The organism is Microbacterium sp. A93 (assembly GCF_051842835.1).
The window spans coordinates 245,341-264,296 of record NZ_JBPXMT010000012.1 but is presented as its reverse complement, the minus strand read 5'-3'; the positions used below and the strand labels follow the sequence as shown (position 1 = coordinate 264,296).

Genomic DNA, 18,956 nt, shown 5'->3' with positions numbered 1-18,956 from the left:
CCGATTGCAAGCACGTTCCGGCTCACCGCAGCCCCGACGCCGGCACCATCACCCGCCGTCGATCCCTCACCCACACGACCCCATCCCGTCGCCGCTCCTCCCGCGTCGCGAAGCGGTAGCGATACGACACCGCCCGCACCCAACGCGGCGGACGCCCCTCGAACGGATCGCTCCTGAGCAGTGCGAGCGTCGGGGCATCCGCCTGCAACAATCGCGCGAGGAACGTCGTGAACCATTCATCGAGCGACCGACCGAGCGGCAGGAACCACATCAGCCAGTCCAGCCGCAGATGGTACGGCGCGAACTGCCGGGGCACGCGCCGCACATCCCCCGGCTTGCCCTTGAACTCGTACTCGCGCCAGGTCGCGGCATCCGGATCCTCGTCCGTCGTGCCCTCGACGACGATCTCGATCCGCTCTTTCGTCACCGTGCCGAACGCGCCGTACGCGTTCGCGAGCTGCCAGCGGTTGAAGCTCGCGTTCATCAGCTGCCGTCTCGCGAAGAGATTGCGCAGTGCGGGCCAACTAATGACGACGTAGAGGATGCCGACGGCCGAGGTGATCACGAGCCAGTAGTTGGGGAGCCCCGACGACGACGGGGCGGCCTGAGACACCCCGATCGCCGAGAACGCGATCACAACCGTCGCCCAGTTGAGCCACGCGAAGTTCCCGGTGGCGACCAGCCACAGCTGCGTCGCCAGCACGATCCCGCCCGCGACCGCCCCGATGATCGCCGGCGCAGGCCCGTCGATCCACAGTCCGAGGATCGGAGCGAACAGGAAGAACGGAACGACCAGCTGCGCGAAGTGATTGCCCAGCACCTCACCCTTGTGGAACCAGCGCGGCATCAGATGCGCCTGACGACTCAACGGCCCCGGCATCGGCTGCGTCTCGTGGTGAAAGGTGAGGGCGGTGAGATCGCGCCACTCGCGTCCACCGCGAATCTTGATCATGCCTGCGCCGAACTCCAGCCGGAACAGCAGCCACCAGAAGAGCACGATGACCACCGTCGGCGGCGGCTGGTCTCGAGAGCCGAGGAACGCGGCGAGAAATCCGGCCTCGAGCAGCAGCATCTCCCACCCGAAACCGTAGAACGTCTGCCCGATGCTCGTGATCGACATGTACCCGAACCACAGCAACAGGAAGCACACCATCGGCACCCACGGAGGTGCAAACTGCGGGATGCCGGCGACCAGCAGCGCACCGATGACGATGCCCACCCAACACAGCACCGCGAGACGTCGATCCGTATAGCGGATGCGCGCGAACAGCGTGGGGCGCAGCATCCGCCCCCTCGCCCTCGAGGCGGATGCCCAGGCGAGAAGATCCGGGGCGGGCAGCAGCCCTCGCTCCCCGAGCAGCGGGCGGAACTGATTCAGAGACGAGACGAAGGCGACGAGATACAGCGCCGCAATGCCCCGCTGCAGCACCTCGCGAGCGAAGTTGTAGTCGACAGCGGCGAAACCGTCCATGCCATCAGAATACGACCGAGCACCGTACACCTGCACGACCGGGGGACGGATGCACGAGGCATCCGCCCATTCGATCGTGCAGGTGTACCAGGATCATGCAGGCGTACCCGCGGGCTGATCCGGCGCCTTACTCGGTGACGACCCAGTCGAACTGGTCGCCGTTGGCCTCGAGCCAGGCGTCGACGGCGTCGGCTTCCTGGCCCTCACCGAACTCGTTCACGACGAGGTCCTCGAGCGTGCCGTACTGGTCATCGTCGAGCTTGATCTGCTCGACGAGTGCAGCGGCCTCGGGGAACTCCTCAGCGAAGCCCTTGTGCGCCATGAAGTTCAGCGTCTCCGCGTCACCCATCGCACCCAGCGGGTCTTCGAGGTCCTTGACGTCATACGTGCTGTTGGCCCAGAACGGGCGCCACAGCGTCACGACGACGTCTTCCTCGTTGTCGATGGCTTCACTGAGGACGGTGAGCATCGCGGCGGTCGACGAAGTCTCGAGCGTGTACTCGTCTTCCAGCTCGTAGGCCGGAATCATCGAGTCCTGCGTCTTCGCCGTCAGGCCAGCGCCCGGCTCGATGCCGATGATCTTGCCGTCGAAGCGGTCGCCCGCACCCTTGAGGTCTTCGATCGAGTCGATGTCCATGTAGCTGGGCACGGCGATCGTGAGCTTGGCGTTCTCGTAGTAGGCGCCGAGGTCTTCGAGGTCGGCGCCGTACGTCTTCATGTACTCGGCGTGCGTGACCTCCGGCCACGCAGACGGGAACATGTCGATGTCACCCTGTGCGAGTCCGGTGAACAACGGGCCCGCCTCGGTGAGCGTCTCCAACTCGACGGTGTAGCCGATCTTCTCGAGCTGGTCCTGGACCAGGTACGCCATGCTCAGGCCATCCGACCAGGAGGGGATGAAGCCGAGCGTGATGGTGCCCTTGTCGGCGCTGTCGCCGTCTGATCCTGCGTCACCCGAGTCTGTCGGGGTGCCCGCGCAACCTGCGAGGGCGATGGATGCTACGGCTCCGAGAGCCACGATGGCTGTGATGTGCCGGTACTTCTTCATGGTGCTTCCTTTCGTATGTTCTGCTGCGTTACGTATAGGTGTGGGTTTCAGGGAGCGGCTGGACGACGCGGTGCCACGAGCGCACGTTCGACCTCAGCCGCGGCATCCGCTGCCTCGTCGCGACGTTCCGCCTGGCGACGCGCGAGGATGCCGAAGAGCGAAGAGCGGTACTGACTCGGCGTGCCGAGCGCCGCGGTGACCCGGTCGAGGAAGACGGCGATCAGCACGACGCCGAGGCCGGCCTCAACGCCCTTGCCGATGTTGACGGTCGAGATGGCCTGGACGACCATCTTTCCCAGGCCGTCCGCGCCAGCCATACCGGCGATGACAGCCATCGACAGGGCGAGCATGATGACCTGGTTGACGCCGGCCATGATGGTCGGCATCGCGAGCGGAAGCTGGATGCCGCGCAGAATCTGCGATGGCGTCGCGCCGAAAGCCTGGCCGGCCTCGACGGTTTCGGAATCCACACCGCGGATGCCGAGCTCGGTGAGCCGCACTCCGGGAGGCAGTGCGAAGATCACGGTTGCGACGAGCCCCGGCACCACGCCGATACTGAAGAACACGATCGCGGGAATCAGGTACACGAACGCCGGCATGGTCTGCATGAAGTCGAGCACCGGCTTGAGCACGGTACGGACCGTGTCGTTGCGCGCCGACCAGATGCCCAGTGGGATCGCGATCAGCACGGCGACCACAGCGGAGACCAGCACGAGCGAGAGCGTCTGCATCGCAGGCTCCCACAGGTCCATGCCGATGATGAGCACGAACGAGATCACGGTGCCGACGGCCATCTGCCAGGAACGCACGAACCACGCAATGAGCGCGAAGATGGCGATCAGCACAGGGAACGGCGTGGCGAGAAGAGCGTCGCTGAGTCCGTTGACGAAGAACTTGACGACGACCGCGATGAAGTCGAGCAGACCCTCGAGGTTGTCCTTCACCCAGGCAACGATGGTCGCGACCCACTCACCGAGGGGAATACGGAAACCATCCATCAGCGCACCTCCCTTTCGATTGCGAAGCCGGCGACGGCATCCTCTGCCGCCTCCAGAACCGCATCGATCTCGGCCTGCGGAACCGGCAGGTGCGGCAGAGTGATCTCCTCGGTCGCATTGGGCCCCGGGCCGAGAGCGGCGAGCAGCGTCACACGGGGAATGACACCGGTCAGGCGCCCCTCAGCGTCGAGAACCGCAAGCGGCAGCTGCGACTCGACGGAGGGGATGAACAGGTCCATCAGCACGTCGTCCTCGGAGACGCTCAGCGGCACGGGCTTGAGGATCGACTCCAGGGACGTCTCCCCCTTGCGGACAAGCTTGATGGCATCGCGATCGGTGACCATGCCGATCAGCTTGCGGTCACGGCCGGTGACGTACGCGGCCGACATATAGGTATCGCGCATCTGACGCAGCGCCGTACGAGGGCCGGCGTTGTCGGCGACGACCGGTCGCGGACGCTCCATGACGTTGCATGCCGTGAGCACACGCGCGCGATCGACGTCCTGCACGAACTGCTCGACGTAGTCGTTGGCAGGGTCAGTGAGGATGTCTTCGGGCGTTCCGATCTGCACAATGCGCCCGTCGCGCATGACGGCGATCCGGTCACCGAGGAACATCGCCTCGTTGAGATCGTGAGTGATGAACACGATGGTCTTCTGCAGCTTTGCCTGCAGCTCGACCAGCTGCTCCTGCATTTCTCGACGAATGAGCGGATCAAGCGCACTGAACGCCTCATCCATGAGCAGAATGTCGGTGTCTGCGGCGAGTGCACGGGCGATGCCGACACGCTGCTGCATTCCACCGGAGAGCTGAGAAGGCAGCTTGTCGCCCCAGCCGGTGAGCCCGACCATGTCGATCACTTCTTCTGCCTTCGCCAGTCGCTCAGCCTTACTGACGCCCTTCAGCTCCAGCGGGTAGGCGACGTTCGCGGCGACCGTGCGGTGCGGCAGCAGGGCGAAGTGCTGGAACACCATCGACACGTTCTCGCGGCGGATCTCGCGCAGTCGCGCTGCCGGGATGCCGGTGATCTGATCCGAGCCGATGGTGACGGTGCCGTCGGTGATCTCGTGCAGCCCGTTGAGCATGCGGATGATGGTGGATTTGCCCGATCCGGACAGGCCCATGATGACGAAGATCTCGCCTCGATTGACGGTGAAGCTGGCGTCGATGACGGCAGCCGTTCCGACATCCAGGATGTCATTTCTTCCCTCGCCTGCCTTCAGCCGGCGGACGGCTTGGTTCGGATTCTTTCCGAACACTTTGAAAAGATTGCGCGCGACAAGTGCGGCTTCGGTCACAATTCTCCCGATGGCTCACCCGCATTTCGGGTGCTCAGTGAGCCCGTCTCGGTTACGCCCGGGTGATACTCGAGGCCGTTTCGACATTCATAACGCTGGCGGCACTAACGGTGGATTCGGCTCCACCACAGGAGCATCGACCGTACGTCCACGCCTCTTCGCAGCACAGCTCATCGAAAGAAGGACGTGGCCGCGGACTGGTCATAAGGCCAAAAGGCCTACATTCCAAAGTAACAAAATGGCCGGTCAGAGGCAAATCTCGGTCGGCAGAAGGGTGTGGTTTTTGTCACGTGAACGGGGATTTGTCTAATGTCGACAATCTGCGGCGCGGACAGAATCAGCGCTTGATACTGCGCGTCACCGTGAATTTCGCCGTGCGGTGCAACTGCTCGGTCGGGCCGATCAGACGGGTCAGCTCGGGCTTGTAAGTGAGGCTCGAGTTGAAAACCGTGAGCAGCTCACCTCCTGGCCGGAGGAGCCGGGCGGATGCCTCGAACAGGCGGGTGGCGGCACCAGTGTGCACGCTCGCGCCGAGGTGGAACGGCGGGTTGAGCAGGATCAGATCGGCGCTCGCATCCGGCAGTTCGGCGCCGGCATCGTCGTGAGTCACGGTGACTCGATCCGCGACGCCGTTGGCGATCATCGTCTCCCGAGCGGATGCCGCGGCTGCCGCCGAGCGGTCAGTGGCGATGACGCGGGCGTCGGGGTGGTGCAGGGCGTAGTACGCGGCGAGCGCGCCGGTGCCGCATCCGAGGTCGATGACGTTCTCTGCGGTGGGTGCACCGCCGGCGGCGAAAAGTTCCAGCAGCACCCGAGTGCCGATGTCGATTCGGTTCGCGGCGAACGCTCCCCCATGCGCGACGAGAGTGAGAGCGAACTCCGGATGCTCCGCACGCTGCGGGTACGGTGGCTCTTCCGCCACGGGCAACGGTCCGGTCGCCACGATCAGCCGCGACTTCCGCTCTGAGCGCTGCGCCTGGACGGTGTCGAAGTTCCGCCCGAGCACCTCGTTCTGCGTGAGGGTCATGTGCTTGACTCGCCCGCCCGCGACGAGAGTCACGTCGGGCGCGGCCCAGCGAGCGACGGCATCCGCGATCTCCTCCAGATCGGCGAGCGCCTTCGGCAGCTGTAGCAGCACGAGGCGGGCGCCAGCAACTAAGTCGGTGTCGAACTCGTGTGCGGCGAAGCCGGTCAGTTCCAGCTTCTGCGCGTTGTTCGCCAGAGCCAGTCGTCCGGTGGCGGAATCTTGATGCACGCGCACACCCGCGAGCCCGGTATCCGCCAGAGCCAGCGTGATTGCGCCGTACTCGTCACCGATCACGACGATCTCGGGCCCGCTCAGCCCACGTTCTTCGACCAGCGCGAGAGCGCGCTCGACCAGCTGCAGATCGGTGGCGTCGTACGCCTGGAGGTTGTCCGCTTCGACATCGGGGAAGCGGCGGAGGCGGTCATAAGCAAAGTCGGGCACCTCCCCAACTTACGCGCGTCTGCGACCGCTGCTACGCACCTTCGCTCACGAGGTGGATTTCGTCGGCGTGCGCCTTGGCGACATCCGCGGCTACCGCTGAGCGCCCGCCCGGCCTAGTGTGCTGTACAACGCATCGCACCAAGGAAGGGGCGAACGCCATGAGCGCGGCGATCGACATCAGTCAGCTGCACAAGAAGTTCGGACAGCACACCGCTCTGCACAGCATCGACCTGCGCGTGGCGCCCGGCACGGTGTTCGGACTGATCGGCCCGAACGGCGCCGGCAAGACCACGACGCTGCGCACTCTGGTGGATGTCATCCGGCCCACGTCGGGCGAGACCATGGTGCTCGGTGAGGATCCTCGCACAGGTGGGGCCGCGCTGCGACGCCGGATCGGCTACGTGCCAGGAGAGCTCCGGCTCGACGGGCGCGTCACCGGACACCGCCTGCTCGCGTTTTACGCAGAAGTGTCCGGGCCGGTCGCACCTGGCGCCGCCCAAGAGCTCGCCGGACGCCTCGGCGTCGACCTCTCCCGCCCCGTGCGCACACTCTCCAAGGGGAACAAGCAGAAGATCGGCCTGATCCAGGCGTTCATGCATCGACCAGAGCTGCTCATCCTCGACGAACCAACCAGCGGCCTCGATCCTCTCGTTCAGCGCGAGTTCCTCCAGATGGTGCGCGAGGCGCGGGATGCGGGGCAGACCGTACTGCTCAGCTCGCACGTACTCAGTGAGATCCAGCAGATCGCCGACGAGGTCGCGGTGTTGAGTGACGGCCATATCGTGGCCGAGGGAAATGTCGCCTCGCTCAGACTCGGATCGATCCGTCGTGTGCGCGCAGGAATCACAACGACGGATGCCGCGGCCGACCGCGCGCGCCTCGCGACGCTTCCCGGATTCGTAGGTCTCGAAATCAGCGATGCGAACGGTGGCCTCCGCATCACCGGAACCGTCGACGGCGCGATCGACCCGTTCGTGAAGGCGTTGGCCCCGTTCGAGGTCAACGACCTCACCGTGGAGGAGCCCGATCTCGAGGAGTCGGTGCTGAGGCTGTACGGGTCTGGTGCGGGAACGGTCGCCAAAGACGAGACGCGGGCATCGCGGCGGGCAAGGCGCGGAGGCCGTCGTGCGTAGCATCCTGCCGGTATTCCGGCGCAGCATCCGCGAGTCTTGGCGCAGCACGGCCGGCTGGAGCGTCGGCGTCGCCGCCGTCTTGTTCCTCTACCTGCCGCTGTACCCGAGTTTCGGCGCCTCCGGGCAATTGCAGGGCATCATCGACTCCATGCCGAAGGAGCTGATCGACACCCTCGGCTACGACCAGATCACCACCGGGGCCGGGTACGCGCAGAGCACCTTCTATGGCCTGACCGGGTTCCTGCTGCTCACGATCGCAGCCGTGATGTGGGGCTCCGCCGCGATCGCTGGCGCCGAGGAGAGCGGTCGCCTCGAACTCGACCTTGCACACGGCATCGGACGAGCGCAGTACGTCGTCGAGTCGGCGCTGTCGATCCTTGTCCGGATGCTCTGGCTCGGCGCCTTCGCGGGGGTCATCGTGTGGGCTGTGAACGGACCCGCCGAACTAGACATCAATCCGCCCCGGATCATCGGCGCGAGCGTCGCACTCGTCGGACTCGCCTTCCTCAGCGCGTCTGCGGGACTTCTCGCCGGAGCTCTGACCGGCCGCAAATCGTGGGCATCCGGCGTCGGCGCCGGGATCGCCGTTCTCGGATACGTCTTCCAGGCTGTTGCAAAGCAATCGGACGATCTCGAGTGGCTGAACGTTTTCTCGCCATACGCCTGGGTGTACCACCAGTCGCCGCTGCTCGACGGCGTGCACCTCGGTGGCCTCGCGGCGGTCTGGGGACTTGCGCTGCTGTGCGCCGCGGCATCCGCCGTCGTCTTGCAGCGCCGCGATATCGCGGGCTGAGCCGCGCGGCTCGGAGGGCAAGGCTTGACACTTCTTTGGGTTCTATGGTTAGTTAGTCAAGTAAGTAACCAACTGACCACCTGGAGGCATCGTGATCGAAGAAGGCAAGCCGCTCTTCCTCCAGATATCCGAGCAGATCGAGGACTCGATCCTCGATGGCTCACTCGTGGAAGAGTCCCAGGCGCCGTCGACGAATGAACTCGCCGCCTTCTACCGCATCAACCCCGCCACCGCAGCCAAGGGAGTAGCCATGCTCGCCGACAAGGCAGTGCTGTACAAACGCCGTGGAATCGGCATGTTCGTCGCCACCGGAGCACGCGAGCTGCTGCTCGGCGAGCGCCGTGCGGCCTTCGCTGACCGCTACCTCGACCCGCTCCTCGCCGAAGCCCGCACACTGGGCCTCGGCGCCGAAGACCTCGCAACCATGCTGCGCGAACGCGCCGCAGCATCCACAACCACCGAAGGGAACCCCGCATGACCGCCGTCATCGAGGTGCAAAACCTCACCAAGCGCTACAAGGACAAGCGCGCGCTCGACAATGTGTCTCTCAGCATTGAAGGTGGACACATCTATGGCCTGCTCGGCCGCAACGGCGCCGGCAAGACCACTCTGATGTCGATCCTGACTGCCCAGAACTTCGCGTCGTCCGGCGACGTGAAGGTGTTCGGGGAGCACCCCTACGAGAACACGCACGTGCTTTCACGGGTCTGCTTCGTCAGGGAAAGTCAGAAATACCCGGAGGATGCCACACCTCGGCACGCATTCAAGGCCGCGAGCCTGTTCTTCAGGAACTGGGATCAGGAGTTCGCCGAGCAGCTGATCAAGGACTTCCAACTGCCGATGAAGCAGACGATCAAGAAACTCTCCCGTGGTCAACTCTCCGCCGTCGGCGTCATCATCGGTCTCGCCTCACGCGCCGAACTCACCTTCTTCGACGAGCCGTACCTCGGCCTCGACGCGGTTGCACGGCAGATCTTCTACGACCGACTCGTCGAGGACTACTCAGAGCACCCGCGCACGATCATCCTGTCGTCGCACCTGATCGACGAGGTCTCCAACCTCATCGAGCGGGTCATCGTGATCGACGACGGGCAGATCCTCCTCGACGAGGAGACGGATGCCGTGCGCGACCGCGCGGCCACGGTCGTGGGCGATGCGGCAAAGGTCGAGGCCTGGGTATCCGGACGTGAGGTTCTGCATCGCGAGTCGCTGGGCCGCGTGGCATCTGTCACGGTCCTCGGCAAACTATCCGCCACTGAACGCGCAGCGATCACGGCCGATGGGCTCGACATCGCACCGGTGTCACTCCAGCAACTGATCGTGCGTCTCACGCAGAAAGCGGCGAGCGCGAAGGCCGAGGAGGTCAACTGATGCTTCGCGTACTGAAGGTCGTCCGTCTGCAGCTCATCAACAAGCAGACCTACATCTGGGTGCCCCTGATCGTGTTGGGCGGCGCCCTACTCGTCTCGCTTCTCATCTACGCGATGATCCCGGGCGATGGGCCGAAGTACGGCGGTGGCAGCCAGGCGCCGCTGTGGTCCTTCCTGTTCGTGGGGATCCAGGCGATGACGATGTCGTTCCCGTTCTCGCAGGCAATGAGCATCACGCGGCGGGACTTCTACCTGGGCACGCTGATCACCGCGATGATGACCAGCGCCATCCTCGGGGTGATCTTCATCCTCGGCGGGCTGCTCGAATTGGCGACGAACGGCTGGGGGATCAACGGTTATTTCTTCCACCTGCCCTGGGTGTGGGAGTCCGGTCCGCTCGGAGCCGGATTCATCTACTTCACTCTCGCTCTGCTCATCTTCATCAGCGGCTTCACGTCTGCGACGATCTACAAGAGTTGGGGGCCGATGGTCTACCTGATCATCAGCCTGGCATTGACGCTCCTCCTCCTCGGTCTCGTGTACCTGGTCAGTCGACTAGAGCTCTGGGGCAACGTCTGGATGGGCATCCTCGATCTCGGCGCACTGGGACTCGCCCTCTGGGGCCTGGTCGCAATCGCGGTCCTTGCCGGAATCTCGTTCCTGGCCTTCCGGCGCGCGATTCCGTAGGTCACTCGCCGCATTGAACGCCCGTCTCCACCACCCGGTGGGGCGGGCGTTCAGCGTCGCGGCCCGGGTTCAGATCGTGTCGTCGGCGCCGATGATGTCGAGGGTCCAGGTGCGGGTGTCGGGATCGTCGGCGTCGTGGGCGTCGGCGACTTCCTTGATCGCCTCGTGAATCCGCTTCTCCATGTCGGCATACTCCGCCGGGTTCAGCCGCAGATTGTGCTGAGAGAAGGTGCCGTGCGGCTCGGGGTCGCGGCCAGTCACATACTCCGGCACCCACTCCAGCACACGACGAACCATGTCGAAGTGGTCTTCCGCGAGCGCACTCATCAGCGCCCCGCCCAGCATCTCATCCTCGACCGGCCGCGCCGGGGAACCGATGCTCCATGCCCCCTCGACCGCCGTCCAGACCCGATCTCGGCGGTCACGAGCCTGCTCCGGCGCCTCTTCGATGAGTCCGGCATTCGCAAGTACACGCAAATGGAAGCTCACGCTGTTGGCCGGCAAGTCCAACTCGGCCGCGATATCAGCGGCACGGGCGTAGGTCCGTCCCACCAGCACCTTCGCAATCCGACGGCGCAGCGGATGCGCGTATGCCTTCAGCATCGCCGACGTCGCGTGCTTCGAATCGGGATACGGATCCTCGTGAGGGGTGTCATCCGTCATGCCCTGATCCTATCCGCACCACAAGTTGCGCACATTTACTTGCGCAACTTCTCTTGCGCATTTATCCTGGACCGCATGACCACCACCGCACTTCCGCATCGACTCAGTCGCAACGGCCGTTACATCACCTGGCTCATCAGCGACACCGCCAAGGGCCTCGCCGGTGGACTGTTTGGCTTCGCGGTCCCACTGATCGCCCTGTTCGTCACGAACGACCCGACACAGGCCGGCATCATCGGCGCAGTGGGGATGACGATCCGCACCGTTACCACTCTGCTGGGCGGAGTTCTCGCCGACCGACACCGACGCATACCGATGATGGTGCTGGGCTCGGCTATCGGCATTCTCCTCGCCGGCGCCTTCACCCTGCTCGCCCTCGCCGACGCGCTGACCTTCACCACGCTGCTGCTGCTCGACGTGCTGCTCGCGGCGCGCGCAGGCCTATTCGATGTCGCCGGGGAGAGTGCACTGAAGGAGATCGTCCCGGATGATGCGATGGGCAGAGCTCAGGCCGCCAATCAGGGGCGCAATGCCGTGCTCGAACTCGCCGGCGGCCCGCTCGGGGGTGCGCTGCTCGCCGTTGGCGGCTGGCTGATCGGCGCCGTGATGGCTGTGAGCCACGCGATCGCCATGGTGACGGCATGGATGCTGCAGCGCTCTGCCGCAACCGGGGCCTCGTCCCCTGCCGCTTGGGAAAACCCAGACGAACACGCCGCCGGTCGGAGTGTTACCCAAGGACACGCCGCAGACACGCCAGATGATCCCCGTTTTCCGACGGCGACGACGGAAGTCGCAGTATCCGGGGTGGCCACGGCAACTGCGGCGAGCGCCATCAGCAAGCCGAATGCGATCCGCGAGATGACCGAGGGCTTTCGGTGGCTGTTCTCCCGACCAGACCTGCGCGGCGTCCTCTTCGTGGCGACGATCATCAACCTCGGTTTCACCACAGCGCTCACGTGCATCATCTACGCGCTGCAGCAGCAAGGGCACACGCCTCTGACGATCGGACTGTTGTCGTCCGGCGCCGGTGTGGCGATGCTCATCGGCGCGCTCTTCGCACCAATGCTGGTCTCACGGGTGCCAGCGGGCATCATCATCATCGCCGGACTCGGCGTATCGGTGATCGGCGTCTTCGCTCTGCTGCCCGTGCACGCACCGTTGGCCCTGGCCGCGGTGCTGGGCGCGATCGTATTATTCATCCCCGCGGTGAACGCGGCCCTCATGGGTTACTTCATGGTGGCAACCCCCACCGAATTGCTGGGACGTGCGAACAGCGCAAGCTCTGTGCTCGGCATGGGTGCGATGCCGCTGGCACCCCTAATCGCCGGCTTCGGCCTGTCACTGATCGGCCGCGAGAACACCCTGCTCGTGGCAGCGGCGCTCTGCCTCTCCGCGGTGCTGCTCGCGTTCGGCAACCGTGCACTGCGCGCTCTGCCAGCCGAGGCCGGCTGGTCCGCCCACGCCGCACAATTCCTCGTGCGCTGACGGAATACTTGACTCTGACACGATGCTTGACTCTGACACCGTGTGAGGTGGGAGAACTGAGACATGTTATCCATCGGAGCGTTCGCGCAGATCGGCCAGGTGACCCACCGGATGCTCCGGCACTGGGACACCGCGGGCCTTCTCGTGCCCGCCCACGTGGACGAGTTCAGCGGTTACCGTTCCTACGATCCATCGCAGCTGGAAAGGCTGCACCGGATCGTGGCGCTGCGCCAACTCGGCTTCGGCCTCGACGACATCGCGCTGATCCTCGAGCAGGGCGTGGATGCCGAACGCATCGGCGTCCTGCTGCGGATTCGCCGGGCCGAGGTCGCCGAGGAGCAGCGCATCGCGGCCGCACGCCTCGTCGACGTGGAGCGACGCCTCCACCTCATCGAAAGCGAGAATCAGATGTCCACAATCGAGATCATCGAGAAGCCCCTCCCCGCCGTGCGCCTGGCCGCGCGGCGGGCGATCGTCGCATCTCAGCCGGAGATCGCCGACGTCGTCGGCCCCGCGTTCGGGGCCGTCGCGGCGATCATCGGCGACAAGCGCGGCTCCCTGACGACTCCGATCGCCCAGTACTCGGCGGCAGAGGACGGCACCGAGGTCATCGCCGGCTACGCCTACGACGGGCCTGCACAGGACGGGTTCGAGCTCGTCGACCTCCCCGCGGCGGCGGAGGCGATCTGTGGCATCCATCTCGGGTCGATGGATCAGATCGCGAACAGCTGGATGCAGATCCACACCGAGATCATCGCCCGCGGCTTCGTGCCGACGGGTCCCTGCCGGGAACTGTACGTGCGGGCAGAGTCGGACGATCAGTCCGACTGGGTCACCGAACTGCAGCAGCCCGTCGCGCGGGCCTGAGCGACGCCTACAGCACCCCGGCGAGCGCGGCGATTCCGGCGATCACTGACACGATGGCCAGAACTAGCGCGATCGCGATGAGGATCGCATGCACCTTGAGGAACGCGGTGGCCTTGCCATCGGCATCCCGAGCACGCGGATCGTTCACGACCCGCTTGTAGAACTGCGGCCACACGATCACGTTGAAGGCGGCGTTGATGAAAAGAAGCACGGCGAGAGCGATCACACACCCAGCGTAGGCCGCGAATGTATCAAGAAACCCTTGCCCTGCTCCTAGTAGGTGTGAGCACAATGATCTTCATGACCGACGCCTCCCCCGAAGGCGCCGTCAGCGATGGTTCGGCGCGCTGGGAACGCGCCGCCGACCTGTTCGCCGACTGGCGCTCTGGAAATGTGCGTGCCATGGACGATCTGGTGCGCCTCATGACTCCCGTCCTATGGCACGTCGTGCGCGCCTACGGGCTCGAGCGGACGCTGACGGAGGACGTCGTGCAGTCCACCTGGCTCGCCCTCGTGCGCGGGCACGAGAAGATCGCCGACGGCCGCGCCGTCTCCGGATGGCTCACCATCACGGCCCGCCGCGAAGCCTGGCGGGTCAGCAAGAGTCACAGACGAGCGGATGCCACCGCAGACGAAATCCTCGAGCCGATGCTGCCGCCGACGGAGTCCACTGAGACGGAGGTCGCGGCATCCGATGAAGCGCGCCGGCTATGGACCGCCGTCGCCACCCTCGAAGACCGGTGCCGGCGCCTGCTGCGAGTCGTCGCATTCGACGACCGGCCGGACTACGCGCGCATCGCCACCGACCTCGACATGCCGATCGGCAGCATCGGACCGACACGCAAACGGTGTCTCACGAAGCTGCGCACCGCGCTGGTGAACACGGGGTTCTCCGACGAAGGGGGTCGTGATGGCTGAATCCGATGAACTGATGCTCGCTCAGCTGCGTGCAGCGTTCGAAGAGCTCGACCCGGCACCGAGCGACCTCGCCGACCGCATGATCGCGGCCATTGCGATCTCCGATCTGTCCCGCGAGTACGCCCTGCTCACCCTGATCGAGAACGCCGAAGCCGCAGTGCGCGGCGACAGTAAGACGACCACGCTGCAGTTCAGCGATGGCACATCGAGCATCCTGTTGCACATCAGTCACACCGCGAACCGGCGGCGCCGCATCGACGGCTGGGTGGATGCCGGCGCCACCGAGGTACGGCTCACCCAGGGCGAACGCGACTGGAGCATCACGCCCGATGAACAGGGCCGCTTCGCATTCGACGACGTCCTGCCCGGCCTCAGCCGCGTGCTGCTGGTCACCGGCGAAGGACACAAAGATCTGCTCACACCTCAGTTCGAGGCGTGAGCTCGCACATCAGCGAGCACGCGGGCGCTGAGCCTGCCGGAGAGGGAGAGCAATGGAGCATCCGAAGGGCTGGAGTTGGCAGGACCGCGCGGAGGGGTCGATCGCCCGCGGCACGGCACTTGATCCCAGCGTGGATCCCGTCGACGGCATCCGTGCGTATCCGACCGCGTATCTCCCGGATCGGCTGCTGATCGCCGATCGCAGCCTTGAGGAGAACGAGGGCCCCGATAGCGAGCTGCGCGCGCTCATGGCGGCCGCCGAGTCGTTCGGTTGGGAACTTCTGGTCGAGCCGGATGACGTGGTGCGGGCAGGACACGGAGCGGAGATGCTGCCCGGCATCCCTGGGCTTCGTCGCGCGCTGCTACGCACGCAGGGTGTTCCTACCGAAGGGGAGTCTCCGGTGGCGCCGGATGCCTGGCGCGTGCTGCAGCGCGCCCGCCGGATCGTCGGAAACCCCATGCCTCGGGCCGGACTCGAGCACATGCTGGCAATCGACCCGGTCGGGCTAAATCCGTTCACGCGCACCAACCCGTTCACCAGGACCAACCCGTTCACGCGCACCAACCCGGTGCGCGGTGCGGGCGCCGTCGGCAGCGACGACTATCTCGAGCCCGGTCGCGGTGGGCGCCAGCCGATCGCGTGGATCGGCGCGGCGCCGGTACGCGGGGTAGCGCCTCGAAAAGGGCGGCGGGCTGTCGTGGCGGTGCTCGACACCGGTTGCGGCGTCCACGAGTGGCTGCCCGATTCGATAGTCACCCGCACGATCGAACTCGATGGCGTGCCGATCGGGTTGACCGGCAATGATGATCCGGAGCGGTATCCGGATCTGTACGGCCAGTTGGACGGCGAGATCGACGCGGTGGCGGGCCACGGCACGTTCATCGCGGGGCTGATTCGGCAGACGGCTCCGGATGCGGACATCCTCTCGATCCGCGTCGCAGGCTCTCTCGGCGTGGTTGATGAGAGCACGTTCCTTGAAGCGCTCGCGGCGGTGATCGAACTGCAGCGTCGATTCGTGCACGGAATCGACGGCGGACACCCGATTGACGTGCTGAACTTGTCGCTCGGTTACTACCACGAGACCCCGATGGACGGTCAGTTTTCACTCGTGCTCTACGACCTGCTGCAGGCCGCGCGCGAGCTCGGCACAGTCGTGGTGTGCTCGGCAGGAAACGATGCGATCGACCGGCCGTCTTTTCCTGCCTCACTGTGGGCATGGCCCGGTGCGGACAACGGACTGGTCGCTGACCGCGCGGTGCCGCTCGTTTCAGTCGGAGCACTCAACCCCTCACGGCGGTCGCTGGCACTGTTCTCGAACATCGGACCGTGGGTGCGGACGTACGCTCCAGGGGCGATGGTCGTGTCGACGACGCCGGCGTTCGTCGGTGGCGCGCAAGCGTCGACCAGGGCAGATGTGGACGGTCTCGAACGGCAGACGATCGACCCGGACGACTACCGGGGCGGATTCGCGGCGTGGAGTGGAACGTCGTTCGCCGCACCCTATGTCGCGGGGAAGATCGCCGCGCGGTTGGCCGCATCGGTGCCACGTGAGGGTGCCGCGGCGCAGGGCGCGGTGAAGAAGGCCGTGGATGCCGTGTTGAAGGACCTCCCGCCGGTCGCACCACTGAGCTGAGCGCGGCTGAGTCAGCGCCCCCCGCTCTTCCGCCGCCGCCCCAGACACGGCATCCTGGAACGATGGGGACTTCTGCGCGCACACTGTACGAGCGCGGGCGCGCGGCTTCCAACGCGCAGCGGTACGCCGAGGCGCGGAAACTGCTGGCGCGCGCGGCGGCCGAGGCAGCTACCGCGGCGGCCGCGCAGGCGACGGATGCCGGGCCAGACCTGCAGGCGAGGATCACCGGCACAACGGCGTATGTCCTCGCGCAAACCGGCGAGCCTGCCAGAGCCGAGGAACTCTGCCGGGAGGCGCTGACGCAGGACGGTGTCAGCGCGGAGACTCAGGCGATCTTGGCCGGGCAGCTCGGCGTGCTGCTCACCCGTGCAGGACGCCTCGATGAGGCAGATGAAATGCTCAGCCGCGCGATCGATGGGCTCACCGGCGATGCCAGGGCGAACTGCCTGCTCAACCGGTCACTCGTGCACATGCAGCGGCGTGAGTTCGACGCCTGCACCGCCGACCTGGCGCAGGCCGTCACGCTCTATGAAGCCTCGGGCGACATGACCGCCGCCGCCGAGGCCCGCCACAACCTCGGTTACACCGCACTGCTGCGCGGCGACCTGGTCGAAGCTCTCGAGCTGATGACGGCATCCCGCCCGATCATCGCCGCAGACTCCCCCATCAGCGCCGCGATGAGCGACCTCGACCGTGCCGAGGTGCTGCGCGATGCCGGGCTCGTCGATGAAGCCGAACACCTCCTGGAGAGCGTCGCCGCCACCTTCGGCAGCGCCAGGATGCGCCAGGCTCGCGCCGAGGCCGAGTACCACCTCGCCCGCTCCCTGCTCCGGCACGACCCGGCCAGAGCAGAGCGCGTCGCCCGCGCCGCCACTCGCCGATTCCGCGCATTGGGGGCGCAGAGTTGGGCCGCGCGCAGCGACGCGATCCGTCTGGATGCTGGGCTCGACGGGGGCTCCCCACCACCCGCCATCGAGTTCACCCGGACGGCAGGTGAGCTCAGAGCAGCCGGATTTCCCAGCGAGGCAACCGCCGTGGCGCTGAGCGCTGCCCTCTCCGACACCAGCGGCACCACACCCCTGCCGCGCATCCCCGCGCACGCGCCGACTCCACTGCGCCTGCGCGCCACCGAGGCCCGTGCTGCACGCGCCGGAGCCCACCGCAAGCATGCGGAAGCACGCCGCCACGCCGCCGCCGGCCTTGATCTGCTGTCTGAATGGCAGCGCTCGTTCGGCGCGCTCGACCTGCAGGCATCCCTCACGATGCACGGAACAAAACTTGTGTTCCACGGACTTTCCGCTGCCGCCGCGAGTGCAGACGCCGGCATCCTCTTCGACTGGTCAGAGCGCGCCCGCCACCTCAGCCAGCAGGTCGCGCCGGTGCGCCCGCCGCATGATCCGCAGTTGGCCGCCGATCTGGCGGAGTTGCGGATGCTGCGCACCGAACTGACCGGCCAGGAGTGGACCGCACATCCGCAGGTGCGCGCGCTCCGAGACCGCGTGCGCGACCGGCAGTGGTCGGCCACCGGCGCCGGCGACACCAGACCGCGCGTCACTGTTTCCGAGCTGCGTGACACCATCGGCGCCGATACCGCGGTGCTGTCGTACGTGTTCACGGGCAGCAGCCTCAGCGTCGTGGTCACCACCGCGACGGACAGCGTTATCGTCGAACTCGATTTCGTCACGGTGCAACAGGCGTCTGCGGGGCTGCGTGCCGACCTCGACGTCTCCGCCTCGATCCGCAGCGGTCCGATGGCTCACGTCGTCGCGCGCGCACTCGGTGAGCGGATGCTGCGCCTCGATGACGCCCTCCTCACCCCGCTGCGAGCACTGATCGGCGAGCGCCGACTGGTGCTGACTGTGCCCGGCATCCTCGCTGGAATTCCGTGGGGGATGCTGCCGTCGATGGCGGGGCGCCCCTTCACGCTGGCGACCTCAGCGTCACGCTGGATGCAGGAGCGCGAGACGCCACGCACGCTGAAGACGGCGGGCTTCGCGGCCGGTCCGCGGGTGGCCCGCGCCGTCGAGGAGGTGCGCGCCGCGGCATCCGCTTGGACGAACGCCGCCGTGCTCACCGGCGACGATGCGCGAGTGGATGCCGTCACCACTCTCGCCGGCAATGTCGACGTGTTGCATGTTGCCGCGCACGGACGGCACGCCGTCGACAACCCCCTGTTCGCGGGATTCGAGCTCATCGACGGCACGCTGTTCGGCTACGACGTCGATCTGATCTCCCCCGCTCCGGACACCGTCGTACTCTCCGCCTGCGAGCTCGGACTGTCGTCGGTGCGCTGGGGCGAGGAGGCGCTCGGGATGACGCGAGTGTGGTTGCACGCGGGAACCCGTAGTGTGATCGCGGCTCCAGCAGTCGTTCCGGACGACATCGCCAGCGAACTGCTCAGCGCCGTACACAGCGGCCTGAGCAGGGGCTCGTCACCCGCTGTCGCCCTTGCCGAGGCATCCGCCATGACGGGCCATCACACCCCGTTTCAGTGCCACGGAAGTGGATCCTGAAGAATTTCTCCATTCGATGTATCAGGATTCCCCGAAGTGGCTCTTGATACATGGAAGGTGTCACGTGGATGCTCCGGAAGGGTAGGAGCTCGGCGCGGTTGGCTCTGGGGACGCGTTTGGGGACGCACAACCGACACCGACTACTCAGGATGGTGCTGCAGGGCGCAGCTGC

18 protein-coding genes are annotated in these 18,956 nt (G+C 66.0%); 11 read left to right on the top strand and 7 right to left on the bottom strand.

Translation table 11 applies throughout. From position 1 onward, the window contains the following. Nucleotides 1-22: 22 nt before the first annotated feature. From ACSU1G_RS27410 to ACSU1G_RS27390, 5 genes are all read right to left on the bottom strand, one after another. Nucleotides 23-1,471, bottom strand: a complete 1,449-nt coding sequence (locus tag ACSU1G_RS27410; RefSeq protein ID WP_439283596.1) for a lipase maturation factor family protein — start codon at nucleotides 1,469-1,471, stop codon at nucleotides 23-25. A gap of 127 nt (nucleotides 1,472-1,598) precedes the next feature. Then, on the bottom strand, nucleotides 1,599-2,519 hold the full coding sequence (locus tag ACSU1G_RS27405; protein WP_439283594.1) for a glycine betaine ABC transporter substrate-binding protein: 921 nt from the start codon (nucleotides 2,517-2,519) through the stop codon (nucleotides 1,599-1,601). A 47-nt stretch (nucleotides 2,520-2,566) separates the two neighbouring features. Next, complete coding sequence (locus ACSU1G_RS27400) at nucleotides 2,567-3,517, bottom strand: ABC transporter permease (RefSeq protein WP_439283592.1); 951 nt, start codon at nucleotides 3,515-3,517, stop codon at nucleotides 2,567-2,569. Then, entirely contained in the window at nucleotides 3,517-4,815 is a 1,299-nt protein-coding gene (locus tag ACSU1G_RS27395; protein ID WP_439283590.1) for a quaternary amine ABC transporter ATP-binding protein, read from the bottom strand. Before ACSU1G_RS27395 ends, ACSU1G_RS27400 begins: the two co-directional genes overlap by 1 nt. A gap of 337 nt (nucleotides 4,816-5,152) precedes the next feature. Beyond that, nucleotides 5,153-6,283 (bottom strand): class I SAM-dependent methyltransferase, encoded by a 1,131-nt coding sequence (locus tag ACSU1G_RS27390; RefSeq protein WP_439283588.1) that lies wholly within the window; start codon nucleotides 6,281-6,283, stop codon nucleotides 5,153-5,155. Nucleotides 6,284-6,441: 158 nt separating this feature from the next. On the opposite strand from ACSU1G_RS27390, the gene ACSU1G_RS27385 reads away from it, so the two are divergent. The 5 genes from ACSU1G_RS27385 to ACSU1G_RS27365 all read left to right on the top strand — a co-directional run bounded on the left by ACSU1G_RS27385 (nucleotide 6,442) and on the right by ACSU1G_RS27365 (nucleotide 10,266). Then, nucleotides 6,442-7,416: an ABC transporter ATP-binding protein gene (locus ACSU1G_RS27385; RefSeq protein WP_439283586.1), complete on the top strand. Its 975-nt coding sequence runs from the start codon at nucleotides 6,442-6,444 to the stop codon at nucleotides 7,414-7,416. Further along, nucleotides 7,409-8,209, top strand: coding sequence for an ABC transporter permease subunit (locus ACSU1G_RS27380; protein WP_439283584.1), 801 nt, complete (start codon nucleotides 7,409-7,411; stop codon nucleotides 8,207-8,209). The genes ACSU1G_RS27385 and ACSU1G_RS27380 overlap by 8 nt, the downstream gene beginning before the upstream one ends. Before the next feature lie 91 nt (nucleotides 8,210-8,300). Beyond that, on the top strand, nucleotides 8,301-8,687 hold the full coding sequence (locus tag ACSU1G_RS27375) for a GntR family transcriptional regulator (RefSeq protein ID WP_439283582.1): 387 nt from the start codon (nucleotides 8,301-8,303) through the stop codon (nucleotides 8,685-8,687). Further along, nucleotides 8,684-9,580, top strand: a complete 897-nt coding sequence (locus ACSU1G_RS27370) for an ABC transporter ATP-binding protein (RefSeq protein WP_439283580.1) — start codon at nucleotides 8,684-8,686, stop codon at nucleotides 9,578-9,580. Before ACSU1G_RS27375 ends, ACSU1G_RS27370 begins: the two co-directional genes overlap by 4 nt. Next, nucleotides 9,580-10,266, top strand: a complete 687-nt coding sequence (locus tag ACSU1G_RS27365) for a hypothetical protein (protein WP_439283578.1) — start codon at nucleotides 9,580-9,582, stop codon at nucleotides 10,264-10,266. Before ACSU1G_RS27370 ends, ACSU1G_RS27365 begins: the two co-directional genes overlap by 1 nt. Before the next feature lie 69 nt (nucleotides 10,267-10,335). Here ACSU1G_RS27365 and ACSU1G_RS27360 read toward each other — a convergent pair whose 3' ends face one another. Further along, on the bottom strand, nucleotides 10,336-10,929 hold the full coding sequence (locus tag ACSU1G_RS27360) for a winged helix-turn-helix domain-containing protein (RefSeq protein WP_439283576.1): 594 nt from the start codon (nucleotides 10,927-10,929) through the stop codon (nucleotides 10,336-10,338). Between the two features lie 75 nt (nucleotides 10,930-11,004). Here ACSU1G_RS27360 and ACSU1G_RS27355 point away from each other — a divergent pair, with 75 nt between their 5' ends. Then, a complete protein-coding gene (locus ACSU1G_RS27355; protein ID WP_439283574.1) occupies nucleotides 11,005-12,414 on the top strand; it encodes an MFS transporter in 1,410 nt (469 codons plus the stop codon). Between the two features lie 63 nt (nucleotides 12,415-12,477). Next, on the top strand, nucleotides 12,478-13,281 hold the full coding sequence (locus tag ACSU1G_RS27350; RefSeq protein WP_439283572.1) for a MerR family transcriptional regulator: 804 nt from the start codon (nucleotides 12,478-12,480) through the stop codon (nucleotides 13,279-13,281). A 7-nt stretch (nucleotides 13,282-13,288) separates the two neighbouring features. Here the strand turns inward: ACSU1G_RS27350 and ACSU1G_RS27345 are convergent, their stop codons facing one another. Next, on the bottom strand, nucleotides 13,289-13,507 hold the full coding sequence (locus tag ACSU1G_RS27345; protein WP_439283570.1) for an SCO4848 family membrane protein: 219 nt from the start codon (nucleotides 13,505-13,507) through the stop codon (nucleotides 13,289-13,291). 74 nt (nucleotides 13,508-13,581) lie between these two features. On the opposite strand from ACSU1G_RS27345, the gene ACSU1G_RS27340 reads away from it, so the two are divergent. From ACSU1G_RS27340 to ACSU1G_RS27325, 4 genes are all read left to right on the top strand, one after another. Then, nucleotides 13,582-14,199, top strand: coding sequence for an RNA polymerase sigma factor (locus ACSU1G_RS27340; RefSeq protein ID WP_439283568.1), 618 nt, complete (start codon nucleotides 13,582-13,584; stop codon nucleotides 14,197-14,199). After that, entirely contained in the window at nucleotides 14,192-14,638 is a 447-nt protein-coding gene (locus ACSU1G_RS27335) for a hypothetical protein (protein ID WP_439283566.1), read from the top strand. Before ACSU1G_RS27340 ends, ACSU1G_RS27335 begins: the two co-directional genes overlap by 8 nt. A gap of 52 nt (nucleotides 14,639-14,690) precedes the next feature. Continuing rightward, the gene (locus ACSU1G_RS27330; protein ID WP_439283564.1) at nucleotides 14,691-16,271 is read left to right on the top strand and encodes a S8 family peptidase; all 1,581 of its coding nucleotides are present in this window, start codon (nucleotides 14,691-14,693) and stop codon (nucleotides 16,269-16,271) included. 62 nt (nucleotides 16,272-16,333) lie between these two features. Then, complete coding sequence (locus ACSU1G_RS27325; RefSeq protein WP_439283562.1) at nucleotides 16,334-18,784, top strand: CHAT domain-containing protein; 2,451 nt, start codon at nucleotides 16,334-16,336, stop codon at nucleotides 18,782-18,784. Nucleotides 18,785-18,956: the final 172 nt, after the last annotated feature.